Here is a 25,469-nt window from a genome sequence, read left to right as displayed (position 1 = left end):
AAAATTAAATAAAACTCCTGAAAAAGGTATTTCTCAATATCCATTCCAATAACAGCAAACCTCCAGCCAAAAGTACCCAAGGTCTAAATTTCTCCTCGTATTTATAATATTTAAACTCTTCTATTTCTGTCTTTTCAAGCTTATTGATCTCATCATAAATGGCCTCTAACTTTTCGTTGTCCGTAGCTCTAAAATATTGACCTCCGGTAACATTTGCAATGTCTTTTAAGAGCTCCTCATCAATTTCTACTTGACGCATTCCGTACCTGTAGGAACCATCTGCGTTATAGGCAATGGGCGTTAAGGCGTTGCCGTTAGTGCCCAGGCCAATAGTATATGTTTTAATACCAAATTCAGTGGCCAAATCCGCAGCGGTTTGAGGTTCAATAAATCCAGAATTGTTGACCCCGTCCGTGAGTAAGATAATTACTTTGCTAGAAGCCTTGCTTTCCTTCAATCTGTTAACTGAAGTTGCCAAACCCATACCAATAGCGGTACCATCGTTTAGTTGGCCGTAGGTTATCTCCCTCAGCGAACTCAGAACTATTGACTTGTCACTTGTAATGGGTGTTTTTGTGTAGGCTTCTCCGGCATAGGCCACCAGCCCTATCCGGTCATTGGGTCTTTCCCTGATAAATTTTGCCGCTACCTCTTTTAGGGCAGATAGTCTATTGGGCTTCAAATCCCTCGCAAGCATACTGGAAGACACATCAATGGCCATCACAATATCAATACCTTTGGTGGTTTTGGTGCGGGTAGTGATGTCTTCTGTTTGCGGTCTTGCCATAGCTACAATAATGGCTGCCAAAGCCAATAATCTTAAAATAAAAAGCAACGGTCTTAATCTGGGCAAGAGTCCCGTGGATGTAAAGCCTTTAATGGTAGGAAGCTTTAATGAAGCCTGCTGTTCCTTGCGCTTGTAGAAATACCATAGCACTGCCAAGGGTAGCAACAAAAGCAACCAAAACAGTTCTGGGTTTGCAAATGATATATTCTCTAGCATTAAATCTCAGTTTTTACTTCGAGCGTACTTAAAATTCTATCTACTATTTGTTGTGCATAGGCATCATCTTCCAACCACGTAAGAATTACCTGTTGCTGGAAACCCTTGCCGCCAAAAAGTATAATGCTGTATTCTCCTTGTACTAAATCCTTTTCTTCCGACACCGGAAATTTTCCGCTACCGTATACTTTTATGCCCTTAACGCCAGTCAAGGTTGTGAATTCCTCCTGTTTGGTGATGATGTTTTTAGCTCCTTTATCCTCTAAGTTTTTTATAAAGGCTTCTATGGATGCCTCAAAATTGGGCTCTTCTTCTCCAACAAGAACCGTAGATGTGGTACCAACGGTAAAAAGGGCATCAGGATCTCTGTACATGAAAATCTGGAGCTCCTGTACACTGGCCTTCATGTCCGGAGTAATTTCCGTTTCCTGTCTTCTTAATATCTCAGGACTTTCTAAGCTTACCGGAGGGTAGCCATAGGTGCTCGCAACCCATTCGCCTTCCAATAACTTTTTCGTAGGATGGCCCAAAACGGTATCCTTTACGTTGGTAAAACCAAAATAGGCAAAGGAGGCCCCAAGGGTCAATAGCAAAAGGGCTATGGCGGAATAACCTGCGATGGCAATCCTCTTTTTTTGCCTTTTACGCTCCAATTCTTCTTGATATTCCGCTTGCTCTAGAAGTTCTTCTTCGGTAGGTTCTGGAAGTGCATCGTGTGTCTTGATCACAATTTCTTCTATGGCCTTTCTATCTTGTTCTGCAACAGAAGTTTCCGGTTTGGATTTCGCAAACTTCACCAAATCCGCTGTTTGTAGAATTCGTCTAAACTGGTTGAGAGTGTCATTGTCCAGTTTTAGCTCCCCAGCGTCCTTGAGCATTTCCAGCTTGGTGATAAGCTCATCTGTAGTGCTTTCCAATGCTGTTACGTGGGCGTCTTCCTCCAAATAGGAACGCACAATGTTGGTAAGCTCTGAATAGTATTCCTTGTATTCGTCTTGTATAAGGTATCTGGAGTTTTCAAGTTTTTTTAACTCCAATAAAGCTCTATCATATGGAGGAAGTAAAGCTTCTTTTTCCTCTTCAGTAAGCGGTTTTTTTCTAATAAAGAACCAATAAACAAGTCCCCCAATAATACCTAGGATGACCACTACCAGCAAAAGCCATTTCCAGAAGTCTGTATGGCTTTTTTCAACCTCCATTAAAGGTTTAATATCGTACATCTTTTGAGCAAGGGTATCCACGACAACATCGGCCACTCTTACTTGGGTAGAATCTGTAAAATAACCTTGTCCGTCTATTTCTATTCGTTGTGCAGGTAATTTAAACAGACCGGAATCAAATTGGGTAAGGGCATACCTCTTTTGTAGGGTCATACGGTCTTCCTTTCTTGTGGTATCCGTAGCAAAGGCCTCTACGGTTTCCAGAGGGGAAAAGGTTTGACCATCCGGGAATACGACATTGGAAATGGTATCTGTTTCAACAATTACCGTAAAGTTGATTTGCTCGCCAATTTTAATGGTGGTCGTATCTAGGGTAGAACTTACTTTGGGGGCTTGTTGCGCATATGAACCAATGGCAACTAACAAAATACAACCAACCGATAAAAGCGCTCGCTTAGCCGTGTAGTATAGGGGGAACGGTATGTTTGTTTTAAGATTCTGCATTAACCTCTACGCTTAAAGTAACCCAATAGTTTTTTAACATAACTCTCATCTACCCTACAACTAATAACTCCGCAACCGGATTTTTTAAAGGTATCGTTAAAATATGTGACGCGTTGGCGGTAATAATCACCATAAGCTTTCCTAACGCTTTTGGATTGGGTGTTTACCAACTGGAATTTTCCTGTTTCTGCATCCTGAACCTGTACCATTCCCAGATTGGGAATTTCCTCTTCTCGCTGGTCAAAAACACGAATTCCCGTAAGGTCGTGTTTGTTTCCGGAGATTTTCAGAGTTTTCTCATAATCTTCGGCAATAAAATCAGAAAGCACAAAAACAATCGCCTTCTTTTTCATCACACTACTTAAAAACCTTAGCGCTTCGGCCAAATTGGTACGGTTGCTTTTAGGTTTAAATTCAAGTAATTCCCTAATGATTCTTAAGACGTGGCTCTTACCCTTTTTTGGGGGAATAAAAAGTTCTACTTCATCAGAAAAAAGAATAAGCCCGGCCTTGTCATTATTCTGAAGGGCAGAAAAGGCTAAGGTGGCACTTATTTCCGTAATTATTTCTTTTTTAAATTGGTTGGTAGTACCAAACATTTCAGAACCGCTTACATCTACCAAGAGCATCATGGTAAGTTCCCGTTCTTCCTCAAAAACCTTTACATATGGTTCATTATAACGGGCTGTAACGTTCCAATCTATATTTCTTACATCATCACCAAATTGGTACTGCCTTACTTCACTAAAGGTCATACCGCGCCCTTTAAAAGTGGAGTGGTATTCCCCACCAAAGATATGATCGGAAAGACGTCTTGTCTTTATCTCGATCTTTCGTACTTTCTTTAGGAGCTCTTTGGTATTCATGTTCTGGTCAAAAGCTAAGCTTACAATGCTCGGCCGTAATTTGTTTTATGCCGAGTTTGCTTATCCGGTAGGCGCGAAATGCGGTTTTTTAAGGAACCTCAATCTCGTTTACGATCCTATTGATGATTTCTTCTGAAGTGATGTTTTCAGCTTCGGCTTCGTATGTTATTCCAATTCTATGTCTTAGTACATCGTGAACAACGGCCCTAACGTCTTCAGGAACTACATAGCCCCTGCGTTTAATAAATGCAAAACATTTGGCAGCATTGCCCAAATTGATACTACCCCTTGGTGAAGCTCCAAAACTGATCAGTGGTTTTAGGCTTTCAAGATTATACTTTTCCGGATATCTGGTGGCAAAAATTAAATCGAGAATGTATTTTTCGATTTTTTCGTCCATATAGACCTCTTTTACGGCCTGTTGTGCACTAAGAATTTGTTTAAGGGTTACCACAGGTTTCACCGTTTCATAAGCACCCAATAAATTTTGGCGCATGATCAATTGCTCCTCGTTCATTTTAGGGTAATCGATCACGGTTTTAAGCATAAAACGGTCTACTTGGGCTTCCGGTAAAGGGTAGGTACCTTCCTGTTCCACTGGGTTTTGAGTGGCCATAACCAAAAATGGCTTGTCAAGTACAAAAGTTTCATCACCAATGGTTACCTGTTTCTCCTGCATGGCCTCCAATAAGGCAGATTGTACCTTGGCCGGTGCACGGTTAATTTCGTCCGCGAGAACGAAATTGGCGAAAATAGGTCCCTTTTTTATGGAGAAGTCATTCTCCTTCATGTTGTAGATTAGTGTTCCCACGACGTCCGCAGGCAACAAATCTGGAGTAAACTGTATTCTACTGAAACTTCCTTTAACTGCTTTGGATAACGTATTAATGGCCAATGTTTTTGCCAGACCCGGTACACCTTCCAAAAGAATATGACCCTGTCCCAAGAGACCGATCAATAAGCGCTCTACCATGTGTTTTTGGCCTACTATGACCTTGTTCATCTCTAATATTAGCAAATCGATAAAAGCACTTTCTTGAGCTATCTTTTCGTTTACCGCACTAATATCAACAGTAGTATTTTCTTCCATATAAAGCTAAAAATTACGGTTTGGGGTCGGTTGTTTTTTGAATAGTGTGCAAATTGAAAATTTATTCATTGCTTAGCTGTTAACAATTGGTTAAAAAATCTTGTAAACCCCTATTTTTGTGAAGTTTTTAAGTGATTTGTTTTTAATTTAACAGCCCATGCAAAATAACATTTTTTATTCTAAAATTATTGCCGGAACCATGACTTGGGGAAGTTGGGGCAAGCAATTTTCTACCCAAGAGATGAATGCGGTGTTGAACCACTGTTTTGAACTGGGAATCACTACATTTGATCACGCCGATATTTATGGGGACTATACCAATGAGGAGCAATTTGGAAAGGCCTTGGCCATAAGTGGTATGGCTAGAACGCAGTTACAATTAATTAGTAAGTGCGGTATACAAATGAGCGGCTCCCGTAAAAACAAGGTGAAGCATTATGAGTACTCCAAGGAATATATTATTTGGAGCGTAGAAAGGTCATTGGGAAAATTACAAACGGAGTATTTAGACTTGCTGTTGCTCCACAGACCAAGTCCGTTGTTGGAACCTGAGGAAGTTGCCGCTGCGGTAGCGCAACTAAAAGAACAGGGCAAGATCAAACAGTTTGGGGTGTCCAATTTTAATCCTGGCCAGATTGCACTGTTGGAAACGGCAGTTGCCGTAGAAGCCAACCAAATTGAATTCTCCCTTACCCAAAACAGTGCGCTGTTAGATGGTTCTTTGGATGATTGCAAAGCCAATAATAGAATGGCCATGTCTTGGAGTCCCTTGGGCAGTTATTTTAAGAAAAGTACCGATGTTACCTTGAGAATAAAAAAATGTCTTACCGATCTCACCAAAAAATACAATGTCTCTGAAGACCAGTTACTTATGGCTTGGGTTTTAAAACACCCTACCAATGTTCACCCTGTTGTAGGTACCGCAACCTTATCCCGATTGGAATTGGCTCATGGGGCCACCGAAATAAATTTGGAATTACAGGATTGGTTTTTATTATTGGAGGCAGCAAATGGACAAGAAGTCCCATAAAAACAAAAGATGGAGAATAAAACAGTATTAATCACAGGAGCTACAAGTGGTATTGGCCGTGCAACCGCTATCTTATTTGCGGTTAAAGGATATAGGCTTGTGTTATGTGGAAGGCGTCAAGACCGGTTAGAAGCCTTACAGCTTGAATTGGGTAAAAAGACGCAGGTTCATATTTTAAATTTTGATGTAAGGGAAAAGGAGGCGGTTAAGAACGCTATTGCAGGTCTTCCCATAGAATTTTCTAAGATTGATGTACTTATCAATAATGCTGGTAATGCCCATGGTCTAGACCCTATTCAAGAAGGTAGCGAAGAAGATTGGGATGCTATGATGGATATCAATGTAAAAGGTTTGCTATATGTATCCAAAGCGATTATTCCGCAAATGACCGAACGAAAATCCGGGCACATTATCAATATTGGATCAACCGCAGGAAAAGAAGTATACCCTAGAGGAAATGTATATTGTGCAAGCAAGCATGCCGTGGATGCCTTGACTACTGGAATGAGAATTGATTTAAACCCATTTGGGATAAAGGTGGGTGCAGTAAATCCCGGTGCAGTGGAAACAGAGTTTAGTAATGTTCGGTTTAAGGGCGATGATGCAAAAGCGGATGCTGTTTATGTAGGTTTTGACCCTTTGGTCGCGGAGGATATTGCCGAAACACTCCTATTCGTAGTTACCAGACCTTCACATGTAAATATTGCGGATTTAGTCATTACTCCCACCGCACAGGCTTCTGCAACCGTCTTTAACAAAGCTGATTAGTGAGAAAACCGGATATTTAGATAGGCAAGTTTAAAATATCCTGAAATAATTCTAAAAAACAGGTTAAAGAAGCAAAAGTCTGTAACTTCATTTATATCTTCATGGGAGAATCTCTCTTCTATGATCAATAAGCGTTTACTTGTTAAAAACCTTCTCGCCCATAATGATGAGAATAGTTTTTATGATAAGAAGCGCTTTATTGATATTGGTCAAAAAGAGGGGAAGGCCAAGTTTTTAAAGCATGTTTGTGCGCTGGCCAATAGCAATCCATCCAATAATTCGTATATCGTAATTGGAGTTGAGGATGAGGATAACAAAATTGTTGGGGTCGATTTTTTTGATGACAGCAAGATTCAAAATCTAGTGAATGCCTACTTGGTGCATCCACCTTTAATATCGTATGAGAATATTCCATTTCCGCATTTGCCCGAAGGTAAGGTTGTTGGCCTTGTGACCATTAAATCAACAGGCAAAGTATGTTCACTTCGCAAAAATATCTGGAAGTATTACGGGGGAATGGTTTTTTTTAGGGAAGGTAGTATAAGTATGCCCAAGGCATTTGATGTTGTTTTAAAAGATATAAATTCCAAAGCAGTTGCAACCATAGAGCAGCACGCTAGAAACAATATAGAACTTACGCTTGATGGTGTTGTAGATTTCCTGAATCGCAGGCATAAAGATTTGGAAAGTGAGTATAAAGTCTTTAAGGAACAGTTTGTAGTCTGTTGGGCGGGGAATATGAAAAAGGTGAATGGGCAAGCCTATTATTCTAGAGTGGATATTGAACTTATCAATGAACAAGTAAAACTTTTTTACTCCGCTTTAGACGAGATAACTATAGACTATAATGATGATTCCTTTACCACTATAGAATACGTACAATTAGGTTTGGGCTCCAAACAAGGCTACTATCCCTTAGAAAAGGTGGTAATCAATTTTAATGATAATGGAACCTATCAAATTACGGGTGATTTGCTCTTTGATCCACCAAAGTACAATCGAAAAACGCTTTACCATATTTTCAATGCCAACAATGCACTGTTGCGTAAATTGGAAAGTAATATTGCTTTGAACAAATCCGAAAAGGCAGATTTGGTACATCTTCCGGACACCTATCTTATCAGTTATTTAAATGGGTTTGAAGAGGCCAAGGACCGTTTGGAAGAAGCTAGGCCTCTTTTAAAAAAATATGATAGGAATATTTACCAATCGCTAAAAGAAGCCCTTCGAATTTTAAGAAAGGTAAAATACAACTAAATAAGCCTATTTTCTACTTCGTCAAGTGTTGGCAAAGAGGGTATAGCACCATAATTTGTGGTGGTAACCGCTCCTGCTACGTTAGCCTTTTTGATCATGTCCAATAGTTGGTCGGAATCTTCTAAAATAACTACAGGTTTACTAAGAGTTGAGATTTGGTATAATAAACAGCCAATAAAGGCATCACCCGCCCCGGTAGTGTCTACCGGTTTTACATGTATACTGGGAACGGTTGTTTTTAAGTTTGGAGTACTTACCAATGTTCCTTCCCCACCCAAAGTTACGGTAATGATCTGAGCTCCTAAATCATGCATAAGTTCACAGGCCTTTTCAATATCTTTTTCCCCGGATAAGAGCTGTACCTCTTCCATACTAAATTTGCACAAATGTGATTTTTCAATGAAACTTCTGCATTTTTTTACGAAAATTTCTTCTTTCCCTTTCCAAAGGTCTCCTCTAAAATTAGGGTCAAAACTTATAAATGACTCTTTGGTAAGTGCATCAAAAAAATACCTGTTATAAGCATCCTCTAAATTACCACCAAGTAGTGCAGTGGCAGCACCAAAATGGACCATATTTCCATTAAAGCCGTTCTTGACGCCAGAGTCATAGGTTAATTTCTTGTCTGCGCCTCTACTAAAAACAAAATCGCGCTCACCGTCCTCTGCTAAGGAAACAAATGCTAAAGTGGTAAAGTGCTTTGATCGTTGAGCCAAAGAAATATCAACCTTGTTTTCTTCAAGTATATTTAAAAGAAAAGTTCCAAAAGGGTCTCTCCCCACGCATCCTATAAACCTACTATTTCCGCCAAGTTTGGATATGGCACAAGCTACATTGGCGGGTGCACCGCCAGCTTTTTTCGTAAACACATCAGCTTTGGAAAGGTCATTTCCTTGCTTTTCGGCAACAAAATCAATGAGTAGTTCTCCAATGCAGTAAATGGTTTTCATAGTATGTGAGTTAGGGGTGTAAATTACTCACAAAACCGAATTAAACCCAAATAAATGTGCGACTTTACCTTTTTAAAACCTCGGTTAAATTCAATGCTTTGACCTCAACTGATAAATTCCTACCTTTTTAAAAATTTAAAAGGCCAAAAAATGGACATATTCAACGAAATAAAGAAAAAGCTCAGTCATGAATTTATAGATATCATTGAGTGGCTCGATAACACCAATGATACCATTGTTCACCGTTTTGAACGCTATCAAAATGAAATAAAGAACAATGCCAAATTGATTGTTAGGGAAGGGCAAACGGCAGTCTTTGTCAATGAAGGACAACTGGCAGATGTGTTTTCACCAGGAACCTATACTCTTAACACAAAAAACCTGCCCATTCTAACTACGCTTAAAGGATGGAAATATGGATTTGACAGCCCGTTTAAGGCAGAGGTCTATTTTGTGAATACCCGTCTTTTTACGGATGAAAAGTGGGGGACAAAGAACCCAATAATGTTAAGTGACAATCGGTTTGGCCTGGTTGAAATAAGGGCTTATGGGACCTACAGCTTTAAAATCAGTGACCCCGGAAAGTTTGTGGTAGATGTGGTAGGTACAGACGGAAACTTCACCAGCTATGAAGTAAACGAACATTTAAAAAGTTTAATAGTCACCCGATTTACGGATACCGTTGGAGAGGCCAATTTACCCATTGAGCTATATGCCGCCAATACCACCGAGCTTTCGCAGACATGTCAAGAAGTAATGCAACCGGAATTTGACAGGGTTGGTATTGAATTGGAGAAATTCTACATTGAAAACGTCTCTATGCCTGAGGACCTTAAAAAGGAAATATTCGAATATAGTAGGTTGGACAAGTTAGACATGGTAAAATTGTCACAATTTAAGGCTGCCAAGGCAATGGAAGCTGCTGCCAAAAATGAAGGCGGTACCGCCGGTGCCGGTATGGGTATGGGTATGGGTTTTGTTCTGGCACAACAAATGGGTCAAATGATGAATCCTCAGTCCAATCAAAATTCGGCATCTCAGTCTCAACCTTCTGCCGTTCCTCCTCCAATGCCCTCACAAATGCTGTATTATTATGCCGTAAATGGTCTGCAGAACGGTCCTGTAGGTATAGATAGGTTACGGGAGCTGTTTGCTAGTAGGGCTATAAATAGGGATACGTTGGTTTGGAAACAGGGAATGGGCGATTGGTCCGCTCTTAAAGATATAGATGAATTAAAGTCTTTTTTGGGAGGAAACACTCCGCCACCACTACCTTAAGGCTTAGGGATAAGTATTTTTGAAAGCCAATTGTTTTTATGGAAGAATCCCAAAAGTCTGAACATAAAAAATCATGTGCCAACTGTGGTGCAGAATTAAAATTTAAACCTGGTTCGCATCAATTAAAGTGTGAGTACTGTGGCTACGAAGAATTTATTGAACAGGCCAAAAGTAGTTTTGAAGAATTGGAGCTACAACACTACTTGCAAGCGGTAGGTCAAAATGCATATACGGATACTATTAGCCTGTTACATTGTAAAAATTGTGGTGCAAACCAACATGTGGAGGATAATTACAAATCCTTGAAGTGTGTATATTGCAGTGAGCCGCTTATTAAGGAGGATGAAGAAAAAGAGGGGTGGATTTTGCCCGGGGCCTTAATCCCCTTTAAATTGGACGACCAAAAGTCCAAGATTATTTTTAAAAACTGGGTAAATGGTATTTGGTTTGCTCCCAATAAATTGAAAAGGGCCGCACTGGATCCAGAGGGACTTCACGGACTATATCTGCCTTTTTGGACCTTTGATGCTAATCTATTTGCTCAATATCAAGGACAAAGGGGAGATTATTTTTATGAAACCAAACGTGTACGTACCAAGCAAGGATATAAGAATAAACAAGTTAGGAAAACGCGTTGGTCTCATGCAGCCGGGAGGGTCAATGGTTTCGTAGATGATATTTTAATCAATGCATCAGAAAAAAAGAGAAGGGATATACCTACAGAAATTGCTACATGGAATTTAAAAGAATTGGTTCCGTTCAACTCCAAATATCTTAGTGGTTTTGTAACGGAAAAATATACGGTATCTTTAAAAGAGGGGCATCATCTGTCCTTTCAAAAAGCAAAGGATATTGCCTATACCTGGATACGTAGGGATATTGGAGGCGATACCCAAAGAATTCATCACGCGGATATCAAACTCAGTGATGAAAAATTTAAACACGTGCTTTTGCCAGTTTTTATTAGCTCTTACGCTTATAACGGAAAGGAATACCGTTTTTTTATAAATGGCCAGACCGGAGCTTTGAGTGGTACAAGACCCTATTCTTTTTGGAAAATTTTCTTTTTGGTAGTGTTTGTCCTTGCTATCATAGCTATAATTGCGATTTTTGCCCAATGAGAACATTAGCAATAGGTGATATCCATTCTGGGTTGCGAGGCTTGGAGCAACTCTTAAATCGGGCAAAAGTTACAAAAGAAGATCAGCTCATATTTTTAGGTGATTACGTAGATGGGTGGAGCACTGCGGTTGAAACTGTTTCATTTTTGATCGAACTAAAGAAGACCCATAATTGTATTTTTATTAGAGGTAATCATGATGTCTTGGCGCAAGATTGGTTGCTCTATAAAAAACACAATCCAATTTGGCTTCAACATGGAGGAACTGCGACTAGGGCTTCCTATGACAAGGCCGATCAAAAGACCATTGCAGACCATCTTCAATTTTATGATTCCCTAAGGAATTATCACCTTGATACGGAAGGTAGGCTTTACCTTCATGCCGGTTTTACCAACTTAAAAGGTATAGAGTTTGAATATTTTGAGCAGACATTCTATTGGGACCGTACACTTTGGGAACTGGCCTGTTCCCTTAATCCAGATTTAAGCCCTGAAGATACAAGGTATCCAAAGAGATTGAGCCATTACAAAGAAATTTTTATTGGTCATACCCCCATAACAAAAACTGGTATTGCAGAGCCAAAAATGGCCGCTAACGTATGGAATGTAGATACGGGAGCTGCCTTTAAAGGACCGCTTTCCATGTTAGATGTAGATACGAAGGAGGTTTGGCAAAGTGACCCAGTGGAAATGCTCTATCCAAATGAGCAAGGAAGAAATTAAAAATAGCCTTCCTATTTCTGCTAATTGACTAAATTATTGACGAAATTTGTAAAAAAGCATAACATGCCAGAAAAGAATATAAGATTAGAAGTGATGCAGGCTATAGAGCCTCAGGTTGAAGGGTTTATGGATTCTTTTCTGCTTCCAGTGGAAAAAATTTGGCAACCCAGCGACTTTTTGCCGGATTCTGAAAGTGACAATTTTTTGGAGGCCGTTAGAGAATTAAGGGGAGAATCCAAGGAATTGGGATATGATTTTTGGGTTACCATGGTAGCAGATACCATTACCGAGGAAGCTTTGCCTACCTATGAATCTTGGTTAATGGATGTTGAAGGTATTGATCAGCATGGCGAGAACAAGAGAAACGGTTGGGCAAAATGGGTTCGTGCATGGACGGCTGAAGAAAATAGGCATGGAGATGTATTGAATAAATACTTATACCTTTCCGGTAGGGTGAATATGAGAGAGATTGAAATTACCACGCAGCATTTAATATCTGACGGTTTTGATATTGGTACCGATAGGGATCCCTATAAAAACTTTGTATATACGTCCTTCCAAGAATTGGCTACTAATATTTCGCATAAAAGAGTAGGCCAAATGGCTAGAAAAAAAGGCAATGTGCTTTTAGGTAAAATGTGCACGATTATTGCCGGGGATGAAATGAGGCACCACTTGGCGTATAGAGAGTTTGTGAAGACCATTTTTGGTGAAGATCCTTCAGGCATGATGTTGGCATTCGCCGATATGATGAAAAAGAAAATTGTAATGCCCGCCCATTTTTTAAGGGAATCTGGTGGTATGATCGGGGAAGCTTTTGAGAATTTTTCCAATTGTGCACAAAGGCTAGGGGTGTATACAGCTCAAGATTATGTAGATATCTTAAGGAAACTGAATAAGTATTGGGAGCTTGAAAACGTAAGAAGCTTATCTGACGAGGCGGAAAAAGCTAGGGATTATTTAATCAAACTTCCTGCACGTCTGGAAAGGATAGCCGAGAGGATGAAGTTCCCTGAAGATCAATACAAATTCAGTTGGGTTGAGGCCAACGGTATGCTGTAATGATGACCATAATTTAAAAAACCGGCTTTGGAAGAAGCCGGTTTTTTTATGCCTTGTTAAATTATAATCGACCATGATCGTGTTCGTCTTGCCATTTGGCCAACTCTGCCCATTTGCCTTCATAGCACATCTTTGCTTGCATAGGCCAAGAAGAGGGGTCGTGTATCCTATAACGTTCTCCACCGGTGGCCAACACTTCTTTACAACTGGCAACGGAAGTCTCGGAAAGTGCTTTCCAAGTAGCTATATCGGCTCCCTTAAAGAGGCCTTCAATTTTTGGCCCAATCCCTTCAATGACCTTTAGGTCATCTTGTTTAATATTTTTGCCGAATACGGCCTTCGCCGCAGCGGCATCAAAAGGTATTGGCACGGGTGCAGCCTCTACCTCGGCTGTAGCTCCAAAAGAGCTAGTAATATTGGAAGTACTGCTAGGCATTGGTTGGGGAGTGGAAACTGGTTTTTCGGAGAGTTTCTTAGTACAGGCATCCAAATCTGCCTGCAGCTTGGCATTTGTATCCCTGCATTGCTTTAATTCCGCGGAGTGGTCTATAACAGTTTCACTTTTACCTTTTCCAAGAAGATATCCAAAAAGAGCACAAAGAAGTCCTACAAGTAGTGGGATTATCCAACACCAAATATTCATGTTTTCAAAATTCATTTTTTTAAAGATTTAAGGTTGATTATTTAATAGATATTACGGTTCTTCTGTTCTTTGCTCGCCCTTCTTCCGTCTCATTAGTGGCTATTGGGTTCGCCTTACCTTTTGAAGCCGTGGTAATTTTATTTTCAGAGATACCATTGCTGACCAAATAAGACTTGGCAAAATCTGCTCTTTCTTGCCCTAATCGAATATTAGTGTCGTTGGAGCCTTTACTATCTGTATAGCCGGTTATTTCGCAAAGTGCATCCGGTACCTTGTCTAAATACCGGGTTATATCCGCTACTTTTTGTCTTTGTTCCGCATTAAGAGCTATTGAGGCTTCCGCTGTGTTAAAATAAAGGATTAAAGGGTTGTCTTTTATTTTTTTGTAGAGTGCATTAAGTTCCTCCTGGGCATTTGCTGCCACTTCGTCAAGTTTAAAGTCTATGGGTCCCTTTAGAATGTCACCATCCGGCAACATTACATCCTTAAGTTCTCCATCAATATTGATTTTTGACGATGGAATATTTTGGGCTATTAGGTAATTTTTAACTGAATTGGCCCTGGCCACTCCAAGGTTGGGAAAGGCAGTATTGTTTTCCTCGTCGCTCTTGTAATAGCCCACTAGGTTCACCACTTTGTTTTCTTGTTCAGCTAAATAATTGCTCAAATTTGAAGAAATGCCCGTTGCCACATTATTGGAAAGGGGTTGTATGAATTCGTTGGAGGAAAGCCTAAAATTAAAGTTGTCTTCCGTTTTATAATTTAAATCTCCATCCGATAGTACAAAGGGATTGTTTGTAGGTTCCTGTACCTTTGGAGGGGGTGCATTTACCTGCTCCGGTTCAGTAGCTTTAGCTTCCTGAAGGCAACTGCTACAGCAGGTCATGTAGAAGTAAATACCCGCTAAAATGGTAATGACAATTCCAAGCAGGTTGGTTGTTGTTCTAGTCATGGTTGTTCAATGTTAAGTGTTTCATCTACAATGTATTAAAAAAAACCACAACACCTGTTAAAATTCCCCTCTTAATTCTTCATAAATAGTGGGTTATATACTGTTAATTGTACTTGGTTCTTATTTTTGTCTGGCTTCAGGATTTTGCTTTAACCTTTAAAAGCTATAGTTAATCGATGAAATGCCATGTGATAATTACCATTTATACACTATTTTGGAACACTTATTTTCTGTTCCTTGACATTGATACATGATTATCTACCATTCATACAAATAATGTGTATTGATAGGTTTCGCTTTTCTATATTTATCGTCCCTTTTAAAAATGACTGAAAAGATTCTTGAAAACTGGGTGAGATTAAAGGGCGATTTTCAATACTTTGAATACGGAAGTAGTACGATTCATATAAATAAAATAACCAACATGTTTAAACATGTTGGTTTTATAGTATTGGAAAACTGCTTTGTAAGAAGCAGAGTTGTTTGAGTTAGTTTAGTTTAAAAACCCGTTTTATTGATTCTTGTCTGTTCGGGGGAAGGGCAAGGAAGAAAATAGGCGGGTTTTACTCTTTACAAATCAAACTTTATTCCTTGTGCCAAAGGTAGCTCTGTTGTGTAATTGATGGTGTTGGTCTGTCTTCTCATGTAGATTTTCCAGGCATCCGAACCACTTTCGCGTCCTCCTCCTGTTTCTTTTTCCCCACCAAATGCTCCACCAATTTCAGCTCCCGAGGTTCCAATATTTACATTCGCTATACCACAATCACTTCCTTCTGCGGATAAAAATCGCTCTGCCTCCCTTAGATTATTTGTCATAATTGCAGAGGATAGGCCCTGTACTACGCTGTTTTGAATCTCAATGGCATTTTCTACCGAGCCTGTGTATTTTAAAAGATAAAGGATGGGGGCAAAAGTTTCATTTTGGACAATTTCAAAGGAAGGTTCCGCCTCCGCAATGGCAGGTTTCACATAGCAACCACTTTCATAACCTTCTCCAGTGAGCTGGCCTCCTTCTACCAATAGGTTGCCTCCTTGTTCAACTACTTGAAGCAAGGCTCTCTTGTAATTTTCTACGGCGTCGGTATCAATTAATGGGCCTACGTGAATGGTTTCATCCAATGGATTCCCAATTTTTAATTGAGAGTAAGCATCTATTAAGGCATTTTTTACTTGATCGTATATTTTTTCATGTATAATAAGCCTTCTTGTACTAGTGCAACGTTGGCCAGCAGTACCTACCGCCCCAAAAATAGCTCCTATAATGGTCATTTTTATATCGGCATCAGGAGTAACAATAATAGCATTGTTTCCGCCTAGCTCCAATAAGGATTTTCCGAGTCTGGAGGCAACCGCTTGAGCTACAATTTTTCCCATACGTATGGAGCCAGTAGCAGATACCAAGGGAATTCTTTTGTCATTGGAGAGATATTCACCTACGCTATAATCCCCGTTTACAAGACATGAAATACCTTCCGGGAGGTTGTTCTCCTTGAAGACATCTGCAGCAATTTTTTGACAAGCAATGGCACATAAGGGAGTTTTTTCAGATGGCTTCCAAATACAAACATCACCACAAACCCAGGCAAGGGCCGTGTTCCAGGCCCAAACGGCAACAGGAAAGTTAAAGGCTGAAATAATACCCACAATACCAAGGGGGTGGTATTGTTCATACATGCGGTGGCCCGGTCTCTCAGAGTGCATGGTGAGACCATGCAGCTGTCTGGATAAGCCTACCGCAAAATCGCATATATCTATCATTTCCTGTACTTCTCCCAGTCCCTCTTGATAACTTTTTCCCATTTCATAGGAAACCAGTTTCCCCAACGGTTCCTTAAGTTCCCTTAACCTATTGCCAAACTGTCTCACGATTTCCCCGCGCTGTGGCGCAGGTACGGTCCTCCATTTTTTAAATGCGAGTGACGCAGTACCAACTACTTTATCATAATCTTCCCTGGTAGTAGTATTTACTTTAGCAATCAAATTTCCATCTACTGGGCTACTAGATAGAATTTCATGACCATTTCCAAAAAAGCTTGAACCCGTGGAAGTACCGCTATTATGGTGTTCAATACTTAATTTTTTCAAGGCATCTTCAATGCCGAAGGAAATTGATTTATCCATAATTTTATAACTATTTATAGTTGTAATGTTATATTTTTACCCAAATATACGCTATTGGATGATGGATTGAACATTTTAATACTTTCCGTTCTGGCCGAAATGAAAAAGGATATTTAAAATCGTAAAAGGAGGAATATAATTCCAAGTAGGGCCGGAAGTGCTTGAACAAAGAAAATTTTCTTATCAGCCGTAATGGCTCCAAAAATACCAGCCACCGAGACACAGGATAGAAAGAATAAAGAAATATTTGTTTGCCAAGTAATATTGGTAATAAAAAAGGTCCAAATAAGCCCTGCGGCCAAAAAGCCATTATAAAGACCTTGGTTGGCTGCCATAGGTTTGGTAGGTTCAAATAATTCTGAAGGAAACCCTTTAAAGATTTTTCTTCCTCTAGTTGTCCAGGCAAACATTTCAAACCACATAAAATATAAATGGAGCAGGGCAACTAGACCTATGAGAATCTTAACTATCATATCTAAAGATAACCAAAATCAATTTTAATTGGATTTAAAATTTAACTAAGGTTTTTGAACTTCAAATCAAACTGGGTACCCTCTTCGGTTGACGCATAAGTTAGGGTAGCAGTAATCTGTCTGCATAGGGCACGGATAATTTCAAAGCCAATACCCTCTGCCTGTTCGAGTTCAAATCCTTCGGGGAGGCCTTTGCCATTGTCCCTGATGCTTAGAAAGACGTTTTCTTCATCAATTCGACTTACATCTATAGAAAGTTCATTGTATTTGGTAGTATCTGGGTAAGCATGTTTTACGGCATTGGTAACCAATTCTGAAATAATTAAGGCAAGGGGTACCGCGCGGTCAAGGTCTACGGAAACATAAGGGCAATCAATTTTGTAGGTGAACGACGGGGATATTTTTTTTTGATATTCCATTAAATCCACCAAATAATCATGAAGGTTAACCGCTTTGGAATCCTTGTCCTGATAGATTTTTTGATGCGTAAGGGCGATGGCAGAAATTCTTGCCTGACTATCGGATAAGGCCGTAATTGCCTCCTTGCTTACCAATTTTCGCTTTTGCATATTCATTAAGCTAGAGGTAATCTGCAAATTGTTTTTTACCCTATGATGAATCTCTCGTAACAAATTTTCCTTCATTTTATTGGAGGCTTCCAACTCACTGGTCCTAATTTGAACCCGGGCCTCTAAACGATCGTGGTATTCATCGTTTTTCTTAATAGTGTAGAGAATTAGTCCTGTAGTCAAAATACCCAATAATAAAATGATGTAGGATTCCGGTACATGGGGGTAGGCAAAATAATCGCGTTTTGGTAAAAAATGAACGTTCCAGACCCGGTTGGAGGCTTTCACACTTTTTATTATTGATTTTTTATTTACAATAGTTTGCGAACTGTCCTTGAAATTTGAAAATAGCGGAGAGGATTGAGCGGCAGAATCCGTCAGCGCCATATGCATCAGAGGAAGTTCGTTTTTCAAAGTTCGGTTAATGAAGATATCCATGCGATATATGGCAGCAACTATTCCCTTTGTTTCTTTGGTCTTAGGATTTTTAACGGCTTTTATAGCCAAAAAACCTGGTAATCCATTGTTCTTTTGAACCAGTTGTACTGGAGCGGTTATGGTAGTTTGATTGGAAGATATAGCCAGATCTATGGCCGTTTTTCGCGTTGTTTCAGAATAGTTGTCAAAACCTAGGGCATCTTTTAAAGGCTCTAACGGATTTAAAAGAACAATAGGATAATGAACACTCTTTGAGTCAACTGTAACAAAGTTACCCTCTGTATCCGTTGTGGTTATGTCCGGTATATCCTCTGTTGTTTCATTTTTGGCAACAGTGTCTATCCGTGGGGCCCATTCCAAAGCTCCGATGTTTCTTAATTCCATTAAATAAGGGTCTGTAAATCTTTCAAAAAGTTCTTGTGAAACATCTTCATGGTTTTCAAAGAAAAAATTCATGGATTCCATAACAAGATTGATTTTGTTGATTTCATCCTCAATTTTTATGAGCGACCTGGAAATGGCGTTGTTTACTGCCTCTTGCTTGGTTAGGAGGGCCTTTTGATTCATGTTGTAAAAAACAACAAAGGATATACATATTCCTATTAAGAATACTGATAGATATTTGAATGTTTGAAATTTGGACATTTTAGAAAGCTGGGTAAATACTTGGGGAACGACCTGCCAATCAATTCTATTTCAGAAATAGTAAAAACTTAATCTTTTGCAATAAAACGCTCGTCTACAGGCATGACCGTACCACAGTTATCACAGGTTCTTAGGTCTTTGGAGCTATAGAAATGCTTAAAATGGGCCAAAAAGTCTTTTTCTATATCATGAAGCGTAAAATAAGCCTCATAAAGTTTGTGGTTGCAATTGTCACAAAACCAGAGAAGGCCATCATCTACATTCATGTGGTCTCGCTTTCGCTCAATGACCAAACCTATGCTACCTTCGTGTCTTACGGGTGAATGAGGTACTTTTGAGGGGTGCAGATACATGTCCCCAGGCCCTAGTTGCATGGTTTTTTTTCTTCCCTCATCCTGAATATGGACCTCAATAGTACCTTCCAATTGATAGAATAGCTCTTCGGTTTCATTGTAATGATAGTCCTTTCGGGCATTTGGCCCTGCAACTATCATTACTATATAGTCGCCCGCATCTTTGTAAAGGTTTTTGTTGCCTACTGGTGGTTTTAAGGAATCGCGATTTTCACTAATCCATTGTGTAAGGTTAAAGGGGGCTTTAATGGCCATAGTCTTAACTTTTATAGGTTAAACTTTGTGCTTAAGTCAACTAGCTGATCCCATTGGGGGTGGGGCCTCAACTTTTAAGCAATAAAAAGCTAAGTTAACCAAAGTAAAATAAACTATAGCCGTAACCTTGATTAGTTACGATGATAAAAAGGGTGAATACTTATCTGAAAAATATTTGGGTAAAATATAAATCCCCGTTTTGGTTTTTCTTGACACTAACCGCGGTATGGGTAAATTCTCCTTCCATCGTTTCCTTATGGTTATTACTGTTTAACCAACCGGTAAAGGCTTGGGAGGCATTAACATAGTCTTTTGCCACATTTTCGGCAACAAACTCCGCATTGACCTCTGAAGAAATGGAAGAGGCCCTCTTGCTAAAATTATCATGGTTCAAAGACCCAACTGCCATCATATAGTCTGTGTGGTCATTTGCCTCTTTGTAAGCAATAGAGCTAAATTCCAGTGAATTTTGTCCAAGGGATAACCTATGTTGGTTGACTACTTCTAAAAGTTCACTTTCAATCTCCGGTACGTTCTCGGCCTCAACGATATTTGTAGTTTCAACTGACTCCTTTGAACAAGACGCCAATGTACATACAAATAAAACCAAGGCACCAAAATGCCTAATCATTTTCATATAGTGTTCTATTTGTAAGTAGGTAAGGTCCCTTATGAAGGGTAGGTGAGATCTGGGGGTGTTCTCATGTTCTCTAAATATCGATGGGGATTATCGATAAGGCGAATATCTAAAAAAATATCGCTGCAGGATGTTAATAAATGCTCTTTTCGATGAAATACAATTCAATGTAGGATTTAAGTAAGTCTTGGATTACATATCTGGGAGGGTTTTGATGAATGAGTAGAGGTTATTTTTATTAGATGATGATTTCCTCACTTGGTTGATTTTCTTCCATTTCATTCGTACGTTTTGCCTTTAATACTTTAGAAAAAACAAACGCCCCAATCTTTTTAATGGGCTCGTAAAGGACGGACTGCCGTACTTTTTCATCCTCTACCATTTCCGTACTTTCGTTTATTCTTTCAAAGAAGACCAATAGGGCGCCCAATATCACGGCTACCTTTACAATACCAAAAATACCACCGGCTATTCTGTTAAGTGGGCCAAGCATGGCAGCACTTGCCACTTTTGTTAAAAGTTTGGCGGCCAAATGAACGGCAATGACTATGACCATAAATGTAATTACAAAAGCGGCAATATTAATGTAGCGTTCATCCCAATTCATATTTTGGGATAAATAGTCACCAGCATAATAAGAGAAATGAATGGCGCCAAAAATCCCTGCAACGAGGGCCACAATAGAGGCAAGTTCTATAAAGAGTCCATTTTTGAAACCTTTGTAAAGCCCGTAGAGCAGTAACAATCCAAAAATAATATCAAGAAATCCCATGTTGATTGAATTAAAACAAAAATAGTGTTTTTGATTCGTACCTTTGTCAATTGTTGTTCATTAAAGAAACCCTATAATACAGGTAAGCAGGTGTCTAGAGATTTTGTTTTAAAGGAAAGATGGGATGTTTTAGTCGAAAAACTATCGGCGCAGTTTTCCGATGGTGACCTATTAGAACTTGATGCCATTATTTATTTGGTAGGGGTACAGGAATTAGGGCAATACCATAGAACGTTTAAAAAAGACGACAAATTAGGATTGATGCATATTGCCATATGCCGACTTTTAGAACCTTACGGTTATTATGAGTTTGATTTTTTTGATGAAGATGGATGGCCCCATTATACTATAAAGGAAGAATTGCCCATATTAAAATCCGGTGAGCAGGCCGTTTTAATGAAAGAGGCCATAGTAGATTATTTTGTGGATAACGGTTATATTTCCTGATACCTCTATAGGAAAGTGAATGAGCACCATTTTTGAGTGAAATGACTCCTCGGTCAGCTTTGATTTGGGTGGTTTTAATTCTATATTTAACCATAATAGGATTTAAAGGAACAGAGCTTCATTAAATTCCAACTCACTCAACATACACTACATGAAATATATTATATCCTTAGACCAAGGAACTACTAGTTCTAGGGCGCTTCTCGTGGATGAAGCCGGGCAAATTAAAGGCATGGTCCAAAAAGAATTCAAACAAATTTTCCCAAAATCTGGCTGGGTAGAACATGACCCAAAAGAAATTTTGGATACGCAATTGGGAGTTTTGGACGAACTTCTCGAGAAAGAAAGAGTAGCCCCTGGTGATATCGCTGCAATTGGCATTACCAATCAACGCGAAACCACCATGGTTTGGGATAAAATTACAGGGGAGCCTGTATATAACGCTATTGTTTGGCAGGACAAACGTACGGCAGATATCTGTGAAAACCTTAAAAACAGAGGTTTGACGGAGCACGTTAGAAAAACTACGGGCTTGGTCATAGACTCTTACTTCTCAGGAACTAAAGTAAAGTGGATCTTGGATAATGTAGAAGGTGCGCGGCAAAAAGCAGAAAATGGAGACCTATTGATGGGTACGGTAGATTCTTGGCTCGTTTGGAACATGACCAATAAAGAAAAGCATGTAACGGATTATACCAATGCTTCCCGAACCATGGTCTATAATATTGTTGATCTCAAATGGGATGAGAAACTTTTAAAGGCTTTAGGGATACCCAAATTAATGTTACCGGAAGTAAAGCCTTCGGCGTATCACTTTGGCGACTATGAACTTAGAGGGGTTAAAATTCCTATCGCAGGAATTGCAGGCGACCAACAAGCGGCACTTTTTGGTCAAGCCTGTTTTAAAAAGGGTACCGCAAAAAATACATATGGTACGGGCTGTTTCATGTTGATGAATACGGGTGAAAACCCTCAGTTTTCCAAAAACGGACTTCTGACTACCATAGCTTACGGTTTGGACGGAAAAATAAATTACGCCCTTGAAGGGAGTATTTTTATTGCCGGAGCAGCTATTCAGTGGTTGAGGGACGGACTGGAATTAATAGAGGATGCCAAGGAAACCGAAGCTTTGGCAGAATCCGTGGAAGATGAAAATCCCGTCTATGTAGTCCCTGCGTTTGCCGGTTTGGGTGCGCCTTACTGGGATATGTATGCCAGAGGGGCCATTTTTGGGTTGACCAGAGATACAGGTAAGGCCCATTTGGCAAAGGCAACTTTAGAATCCTTGGCTTACCAGACCAAAGATATTTTAAAGGCCATGGAAGACGATTCCGGAATTCAATTAAAAAACCTTCGGGTAGATGGTGGGGCTTGTGCCAATAATTATTTAATGCAATTTCAGGCAGATATTCTGGATTCTGAGGTTCATAGACCTGAAGTAATAGAATCTACAGCTATGGGAGCTGCGTTTCTAGCGGGCATTCAAGTTGGTGTGTGGAAACAGGAAGATGTGGATGAGAGTAGGCCAATGAACCGCATATTTAAACCTAGTTTTGATCGGGTAAAAAGAAAACGTTTATATAAAAAATGGCAAAAGGCCGTGGAACGAACAAAAGGTTGGGAAGAGCAATAAACTTTTCTTGTTGATCATATTAAAATAAAAAATAACGAAGTGAAAAATATTAAGTTCTCCAATCTGGACAGGAACAGGACTATTGAAAAAATGTCATCGGAAAGTTTTGACCTTGTGGTCATTGGTGGCGGAATCACCGGAGCTGGAATCGCTCTGGATGCCTCCAGCAGGGGTCTAAAAGTAGCCTTGGTTGAAAAAGGTGATTTTGCTTCTGGGACCAGTAGTAAGTCTACCAAGCTTATTCATGGCGGTCTCAGATATTTGAAGCAATTTGATTTTTGGCTGGTGAAAGAAGTGGGTTCAGAACGTGCAATCGTTCATAAATTGGCACCACATCTGGTCATTCCGGAGAAAATGTTGTTGCCGCTCATTGAAAATGGTTCCTATGGAAAATGGCTAACTTCCATAGGTCTTAAAGTGTATGATATTTTGGCCCAGGTTTCCGGGGATGATAAAAGGCAGATGTTAGAGAAGAAAGAAGCGCTCAAACTGGAACCCCTACTTCCCAAAAAAATATTGAAAGGTGCCGGTTATTATGCGGAATACCGTACGGATGATGCGCGCCTTACCATAGAAAACCTTAAAACTAGTTTATTATTCGGGGCACGGGCACTTAATTATGCATCCGTAGAAGATTTTGTTTACAAAAAGGACAAGGTTGCTGGAGTAGAAGTAAAAGATGTACTTACGGATAAAACTTTTAAAATAAAATCCAAGTACGTAATTAGTGCTGCAGGTCCTTGGGTAGATGAACTAAGAAGTAAGAACAATTCCAAAAAAGGGAAACAATTACATTTAACCAAAGGTGTTCACTTGGTATTCCCTTGGGAAAAACTACCTGTGAAACAATCGGTTTATTTTGATATCCCAGATGGCCGGATGATGTTCGCTATCCCTAGAGGTAAAATAACCTACATAGGTACTACGGATACCAATTACAACAAAGATAAGGATAGCGTGCGAACAGATTTGGCAGATGCCATTTACCTTATTTCCGCGGTTAACAATATGTTTCCAAAGATTGAGCTGGAAATGGAGGATATCATTTCTTCTTGGGCCGGATTAAGACCTTTAATCCATGAAGAAGGAAAATCTGCTTCGGAATTATCCAGAAAGGATGAAATTTTTACATCGGACACTGGTTTGGTTAGCATAGCTGGAGGTAAACTTACGGGCTATCGTAAAATGGCTGAACGAGTGGTGAACCGTATTGCCAAAAAAATGGAAGAGGACCATGACACTGAACTCAAAGAGTGTTTTACGGATAAAATCGCCCTCTGCGGGAATGTGGACTTCAAAAAATACAAACACGTAAAAAAGTATATCAAACAGGTTTTTGAAAGAATTGAAAAAAACGGATTTACGGAGCACGATGCCTGGTTTTTGGTCACTAACTATGGGAAACAGACAGACAGGATTTTGGAATATTACCAAGAACTAAATGATGCGGATGTTCATATTCGAATGGCCAAGGCAGAGTTGCGTTTTTGCATAGAATATGAAATGGTTCAGAACCCTATGGACTTCTTTATTAGAAGAACCGGCAGACTGTATTTTGATATTGATGGAATGCGAACTCTGCTAGACCCAATCTTGGAGGAATTCAAAAAGTATTTTGATTTGAACGATGCCAAAATCAACGCATGGCGAAACACTCTGGAGGCCGAATTGGACGACCATTCCAATTTTTCGTTAGATCGGGCGTAATCAGTCTAACTTTTCGGTAAGTTCTAAAAATACTTTTTTCGGGTTTTTAGCTTCATAAAGAACCTTGTAAACCGCATTGATAATGGGCGTCTTTACTTTTTTGTCCAATTTGGATTTAATTAAAAAGGCGCTCTTTGTGGCATAATACCCTTCGGCAACCATATTCATTTCCATTTGGGCACTTTTTACGGTATATCCTTTTCCGATCATGTTCCCGAACATGCGGTTGCGGCTAAAAGTAGAATATCCGGTTACCAATAAATCGCCTAAATAGGCAGAATCGTTTATGTTCCGGTCAATTTTGTGAATACGTTTGGTAAACCTTTTCATTTCCCTAATGGCGTTGCTCATCAACACACTTTGAAAATTGTCCCCATATCCCAATCCATGCGCAATTCCTGCTGCAATAGCATAAATATTCTTGAGCATGGCAGCATATTCGGTGCCTATAATATCTTTGGTAACTTTGGTCTTTATATAACTACAACTGAGGTTTTTTGCAACGTAAGAGGCCTTTTGGGTGTCTGCACAGGCAATGGTTAGATAGGATAAACGTTCCATGGCTACCTCTTCTGCATGACAAGGCCCTGTGATAACACCTATGTTCTTAAACGGAATATCATACGTTTCATGGAAATGTTCGCCCACAATTAGTCCGGTTTCGGGCACAATTCCCTTAATGGCAGAAAAAATGATTTTGTCCGAAATGGGCACGGTCAATTTCTCAAGTTCTGTTTGTAAAAATGCCGATGGAATGGCAAAAATGAGAATATCCGCATCGGTTACGGCTTGGTTAAGGTCGTCCGTGAGGTTCAGCTGTTCCGTGTCAAAAGTAACAGATGTAAGGTAGTTGGGATTGTGTTGTTGAATTTTTATGAACCCAATAGCATCTGGGTTTCTCATATACCAACCCACCTTCTTTTGATTCTCACATAGCATTTTAACAATAGCGGTGGCCCAGCTACCTCCTCCAAAAACGGCAAATTTAGGGTCTTTCTTCATAAGTTAGATAA

At 39.7% G+C, this 25,469-nt stretch carries 24 protein-coding genes; 10 read left to right on the top strand and 14 right to left on the bottom strand.

The window, feature by feature from the left end; all coding sequences use genetic code 11:
* Nucleotides 1–4: 4 nt before the first annotated feature.
* The 4 genes from BIZ36_RS04745 to BIZ36_RS04730 form a co-directional block, all read right to left on the bottom strand.
* Nucleotides 5–1,003 carry a vWA domain-containing protein gene (locus BIZ36_RS04745; RefSeq protein WP_187456721.1) on the bottom strand — a complete coding sequence of 333 codons (999 nt, stop codon included), beginning with the start codon at nucleotides 1,001–1,003 and terminating at the stop codon, nucleotides 5–7.
* Nucleotides 1,003–2,667 (bottom strand): BatD family protein, encoded by a 1,665-nt coding sequence (locus BIZ36_RS04740; RefSeq protein WP_222937236.1) that lies wholly within the window; start codon nucleotides 2,665–2,667, stop codon nucleotides 1,003–1,005. The genes BIZ36_RS04745 and BIZ36_RS04740 overlap by 1 nt, the downstream gene beginning before the upstream one ends.
* On the bottom strand, nucleotides 2,667–3,533 hold the full coding sequence (locus BIZ36_RS04735; protein WP_187456720.1) for a DUF58 domain-containing protein: 867 nt from the start codon (nucleotides 3,531–3,533) through the stop codon (nucleotides 2,667–2,669). Before BIZ36_RS04735 ends, BIZ36_RS04740 begins: the two co-directional genes overlap by 1 nt.
* Before the next feature lie 88 nt (nucleotides 3,534–3,621).
* Nucleotides 3,622–4,623 carry an AAA family ATPase gene (locus BIZ36_RS04730; protein WP_187456719.1) on the bottom strand — a complete coding sequence of 334 codons (1,002 nt, stop codon included), beginning with the start codon at nucleotides 4,621–4,623 and terminating at the stop codon, nucleotides 3,622–3,624.
* Between the two features lie 157 nt (nucleotides 4,624–4,780).
* Here BIZ36_RS04730 and BIZ36_RS04725 point away from each other — a divergent pair, with 157 nt between their 5' ends.
* The 3 genes from BIZ36_RS04725 (at nucleotide 4,781) to BIZ36_RS04715 (ending at nucleotide 7,678) form a co-directional block, all read left to right on the top strand.
* Nucleotides 4,781–5,653 (top strand): aldo/keto reductase, encoded by an 873-nt coding sequence (locus BIZ36_RS04725; RefSeq protein WP_187456718.1) that lies wholly within the window; start codon nucleotides 4,781–4,783, stop codon nucleotides 5,651–5,653.
* Nucleotides 5,654–5,662: 9 nt separating this feature from the next.
* Nucleotides 5,663–6,421 (top strand): SDR family NAD(P)-dependent oxidoreductase, encoded by a 759-nt coding sequence (locus BIZ36_RS04720; protein ID WP_187456717.1) that lies wholly within the window; start codon nucleotides 5,663–5,665, stop codon nucleotides 6,419–6,421.
* A gap of 120 nt (nucleotides 6,422–6,541) precedes the next feature.
* A complete protein-coding gene (locus tag BIZ36_RS04715) occupies nucleotides 6,542–7,678 on the top strand; it encodes an ATP-binding protein (protein WP_187456716.1) in 1,137 nt (378 codons plus the stop codon).
* Here the strand turns inward: BIZ36_RS04715 and BIZ36_RS04710 are convergent.
* Nucleotides 7,675–8,628, bottom strand: coding sequence for a carbohydrate kinase family protein (locus BIZ36_RS04710; RefSeq protein ID WP_187456715.1), 954 nt, complete (start codon nucleotides 8,626–8,628; stop codon nucleotides 7,675–7,677). The two genes, BIZ36_RS04715 and BIZ36_RS04710, sit on opposite strands and share 4 nt — an antisense overlap.
* Nucleotides 8,629–8,778: 150 nt before the next feature.
* Between BIZ36_RS04710 and BIZ36_RS04705 the strand changes: the two genes are divergently transcribed.
* From BIZ36_RS04705 to BIZ36_RS04690, 4 genes are all read left to right on the top strand, one after another.
* Entirely contained in the window at nucleotides 8,779–9,906 is a 1,128-nt protein-coding gene (locus BIZ36_RS04705) for an SPFH domain-containing protein (protein ID WP_187456714.1), read from the top strand.
* Nucleotides 9,907–9,944: 38 nt separating this feature from the next.
* Nucleotides 9,945–11,027: a TFIIB-type zinc ribbon-containing protein gene (locus tag BIZ36_RS20710; protein WP_222937234.1), complete on the top strand. Its 1,083-nt coding sequence runs from the start codon at nucleotides 9,945–9,947 to the stop codon at nucleotides 11,025–11,027.
* Complete coding sequence (locus BIZ36_RS04695) at nucleotides 11,024–11,749, top strand: metallophosphoesterase (RefSeq protein WP_187456712.1); 726 nt, start codon at nucleotides 11,024–11,026, stop codon at nucleotides 11,747–11,749. The genes BIZ36_RS20710 and BIZ36_RS04695 overlap by 4 nt, the downstream gene beginning before the upstream one ends.
* A 63-nt stretch (nucleotides 11,750–11,812) precedes the next feature.
* Nucleotides 11,813–12,811 carry an acyl-ACP desaturase gene (locus tag BIZ36_RS04690; RefSeq protein ID WP_187456711.1) on the top strand — a complete coding sequence of 333 codons (999 nt, stop codon included), beginning with the start codon at nucleotides 11,813–11,815 and terminating at the stop codon, nucleotides 12,809–12,811.
* Nucleotides 12,812–12,872: 61 nt separating this feature from the next.
* Here the strand turns inward: BIZ36_RS04690 and BIZ36_RS04685 are convergent, their stop codons facing one another.
* The 8 genes from BIZ36_RS04685 to BIZ36_RS04650 all read right to left on the bottom strand — a co-directional run bounded on the left by BIZ36_RS04685 (nucleotide 12,873) and on the right by BIZ36_RS04650 (nucleotide 20,669).
* Nucleotides 12,873–13,469, bottom strand: coding sequence for a hypothetical protein (locus tag BIZ36_RS04685; protein ID WP_187456710.1), 597 nt, complete (start codon nucleotides 13,467–13,469; stop codon nucleotides 12,873–12,875).
* A gap of 22 nt (nucleotides 13,470–13,491) precedes the next feature.
* The gene (locus tag BIZ36_RS04680; protein ID WP_187456709.1) at nucleotides 13,492–14,406 is read right to left on the bottom strand and encodes an OmpA family protein; all 915 of its coding nucleotides are present in this window, start codon (nucleotides 14,404–14,406) and stop codon (nucleotides 13,492–13,494) included.
* Nucleotides 14,407–14,976: 570 nt separating this feature from the next.
* On the bottom strand, nucleotides 14,977–16,527 hold the full coding sequence (gene amaB, locus BIZ36_RS04675) for an L-piperidine-6-carboxylate dehydrogenase (protein WP_187456708.1): 1,551 nt from the start codon (nucleotides 16,525–16,527) through the stop codon (nucleotides 14,977–14,979).
* 113 nt (nucleotides 16,528–16,640) lie between these two features.
* Nucleotides 16,641–17,000 carry a DUF1304 domain-containing protein gene (locus tag BIZ36_RS04670; RefSeq protein WP_187456707.1) on the bottom strand — a complete coding sequence of 120 codons (360 nt, stop codon included), beginning with the start codon at nucleotides 16,998–17,000 and terminating at the stop codon, nucleotides 16,641–16,643.
* Nucleotides 17,001–17,041: 41 nt separating this feature from the next.
* Nucleotides 17,042–18,574: a CHASE domain-containing protein gene (locus tag BIZ36_RS04665; protein WP_187456706.1), complete on the bottom strand. Its 1,533-nt coding sequence runs from the start codon at nucleotides 18,572–18,574 to the stop codon at nucleotides 17,042–17,044.
* Nucleotides 18,575–18,720: 146 nt separating this feature from the next.
* Complete coding sequence (locus BIZ36_RS04660; RefSeq protein WP_187456705.1) at nucleotides 18,721–19,260, bottom strand: 3-hydroxyanthranilate 3,4-dioxygenase; 540 nt, start codon at nucleotides 19,258–19,260, stop codon at nucleotides 18,721–18,723.
* A 160-nt stretch (nucleotides 19,261–19,420) separates the two neighbouring features.
* Nucleotides 19,421–19,897 (bottom strand): CAP domain-containing protein, encoded by a 477-nt coding sequence (locus BIZ36_RS04655; RefSeq protein WP_187456704.1) that lies wholly within the window; start codon nucleotides 19,895–19,897, stop codon nucleotides 19,421–19,423.
* 238 nt (nucleotides 19,898–20,135) lie between these two features.
* Nucleotides 20,136–20,669, bottom strand: a complete 534-nt coding sequence (locus BIZ36_RS04650) for a CvpA family protein (protein ID WP_187456703.1) — start codon at nucleotides 20,667–20,669, stop codon at nucleotides 20,136–20,138.
* 30 nt (nucleotides 20,670–20,699) lie between these two features.
* On the opposite strand from BIZ36_RS04650, the gene BIZ36_RS04645 reads away from it, so the two are divergent.
* The 3 genes from BIZ36_RS04645 (at nucleotide 20,700) to BIZ36_RS04635 (ending at nucleotide 24,456) form a co-directional block, all read left to right on the top strand.
* Entirely contained in the window at nucleotides 20,700–21,116 is a 417-nt protein-coding gene (locus tag BIZ36_RS04645) for a hypothetical protein (RefSeq protein ID WP_222937232.1), read from the top strand.
* A gap of 151 nt (nucleotides 21,117–21,267) precedes the next feature.
* The gene (glpK, locus tag BIZ36_RS04640; protein WP_187456702.1) at nucleotides 21,268–22,749 is read left to right on the top strand and encodes a glycerol kinase GlpK; all 1,482 of its coding nucleotides are present in this window, start codon (nucleotides 21,268–21,270) and stop codon (nucleotides 22,747–22,749) included.
* A gap of 39 nt (nucleotides 22,750–22,788) precedes the next feature.
* Complete coding sequence (locus BIZ36_RS04635; protein WP_353616813.1) at nucleotides 22,789–24,456, top strand: glycerol-3-phosphate dehydrogenase/oxidase; 1,668 nt, start codon at nucleotides 22,789–22,791, stop codon at nucleotides 24,454–24,456.
* Here the strand turns inward: BIZ36_RS04635 and BIZ36_RS04630 are convergent, their stop codons facing one another.
* A complete protein-coding gene (locus BIZ36_RS04630) occupies nucleotides 24,457–25,458 on the bottom strand; it encodes an NAD(P)H-dependent glycerol-3-phosphate dehydrogenase (RefSeq protein ID WP_187456701.1) in 1,002 nt (333 codons plus the stop codon).
* Between the last annotated feature and the right edge of the window lie 11 nt (nucleotides 25,459–25,469).

This window comes from Cytophaga sp. FL35, assembly GCF_014349235.1.
GTDB lineage: Bacteria > Bacteroidota > Bacteroidia > Flavobacteriales > Flavobacteriaceae > Euzebyella.
The sequence above is the reverse complement of the archived record's forward strand: the minus strand, read 5'-3'. Positions and strand labels throughout refer to the sequence as shown.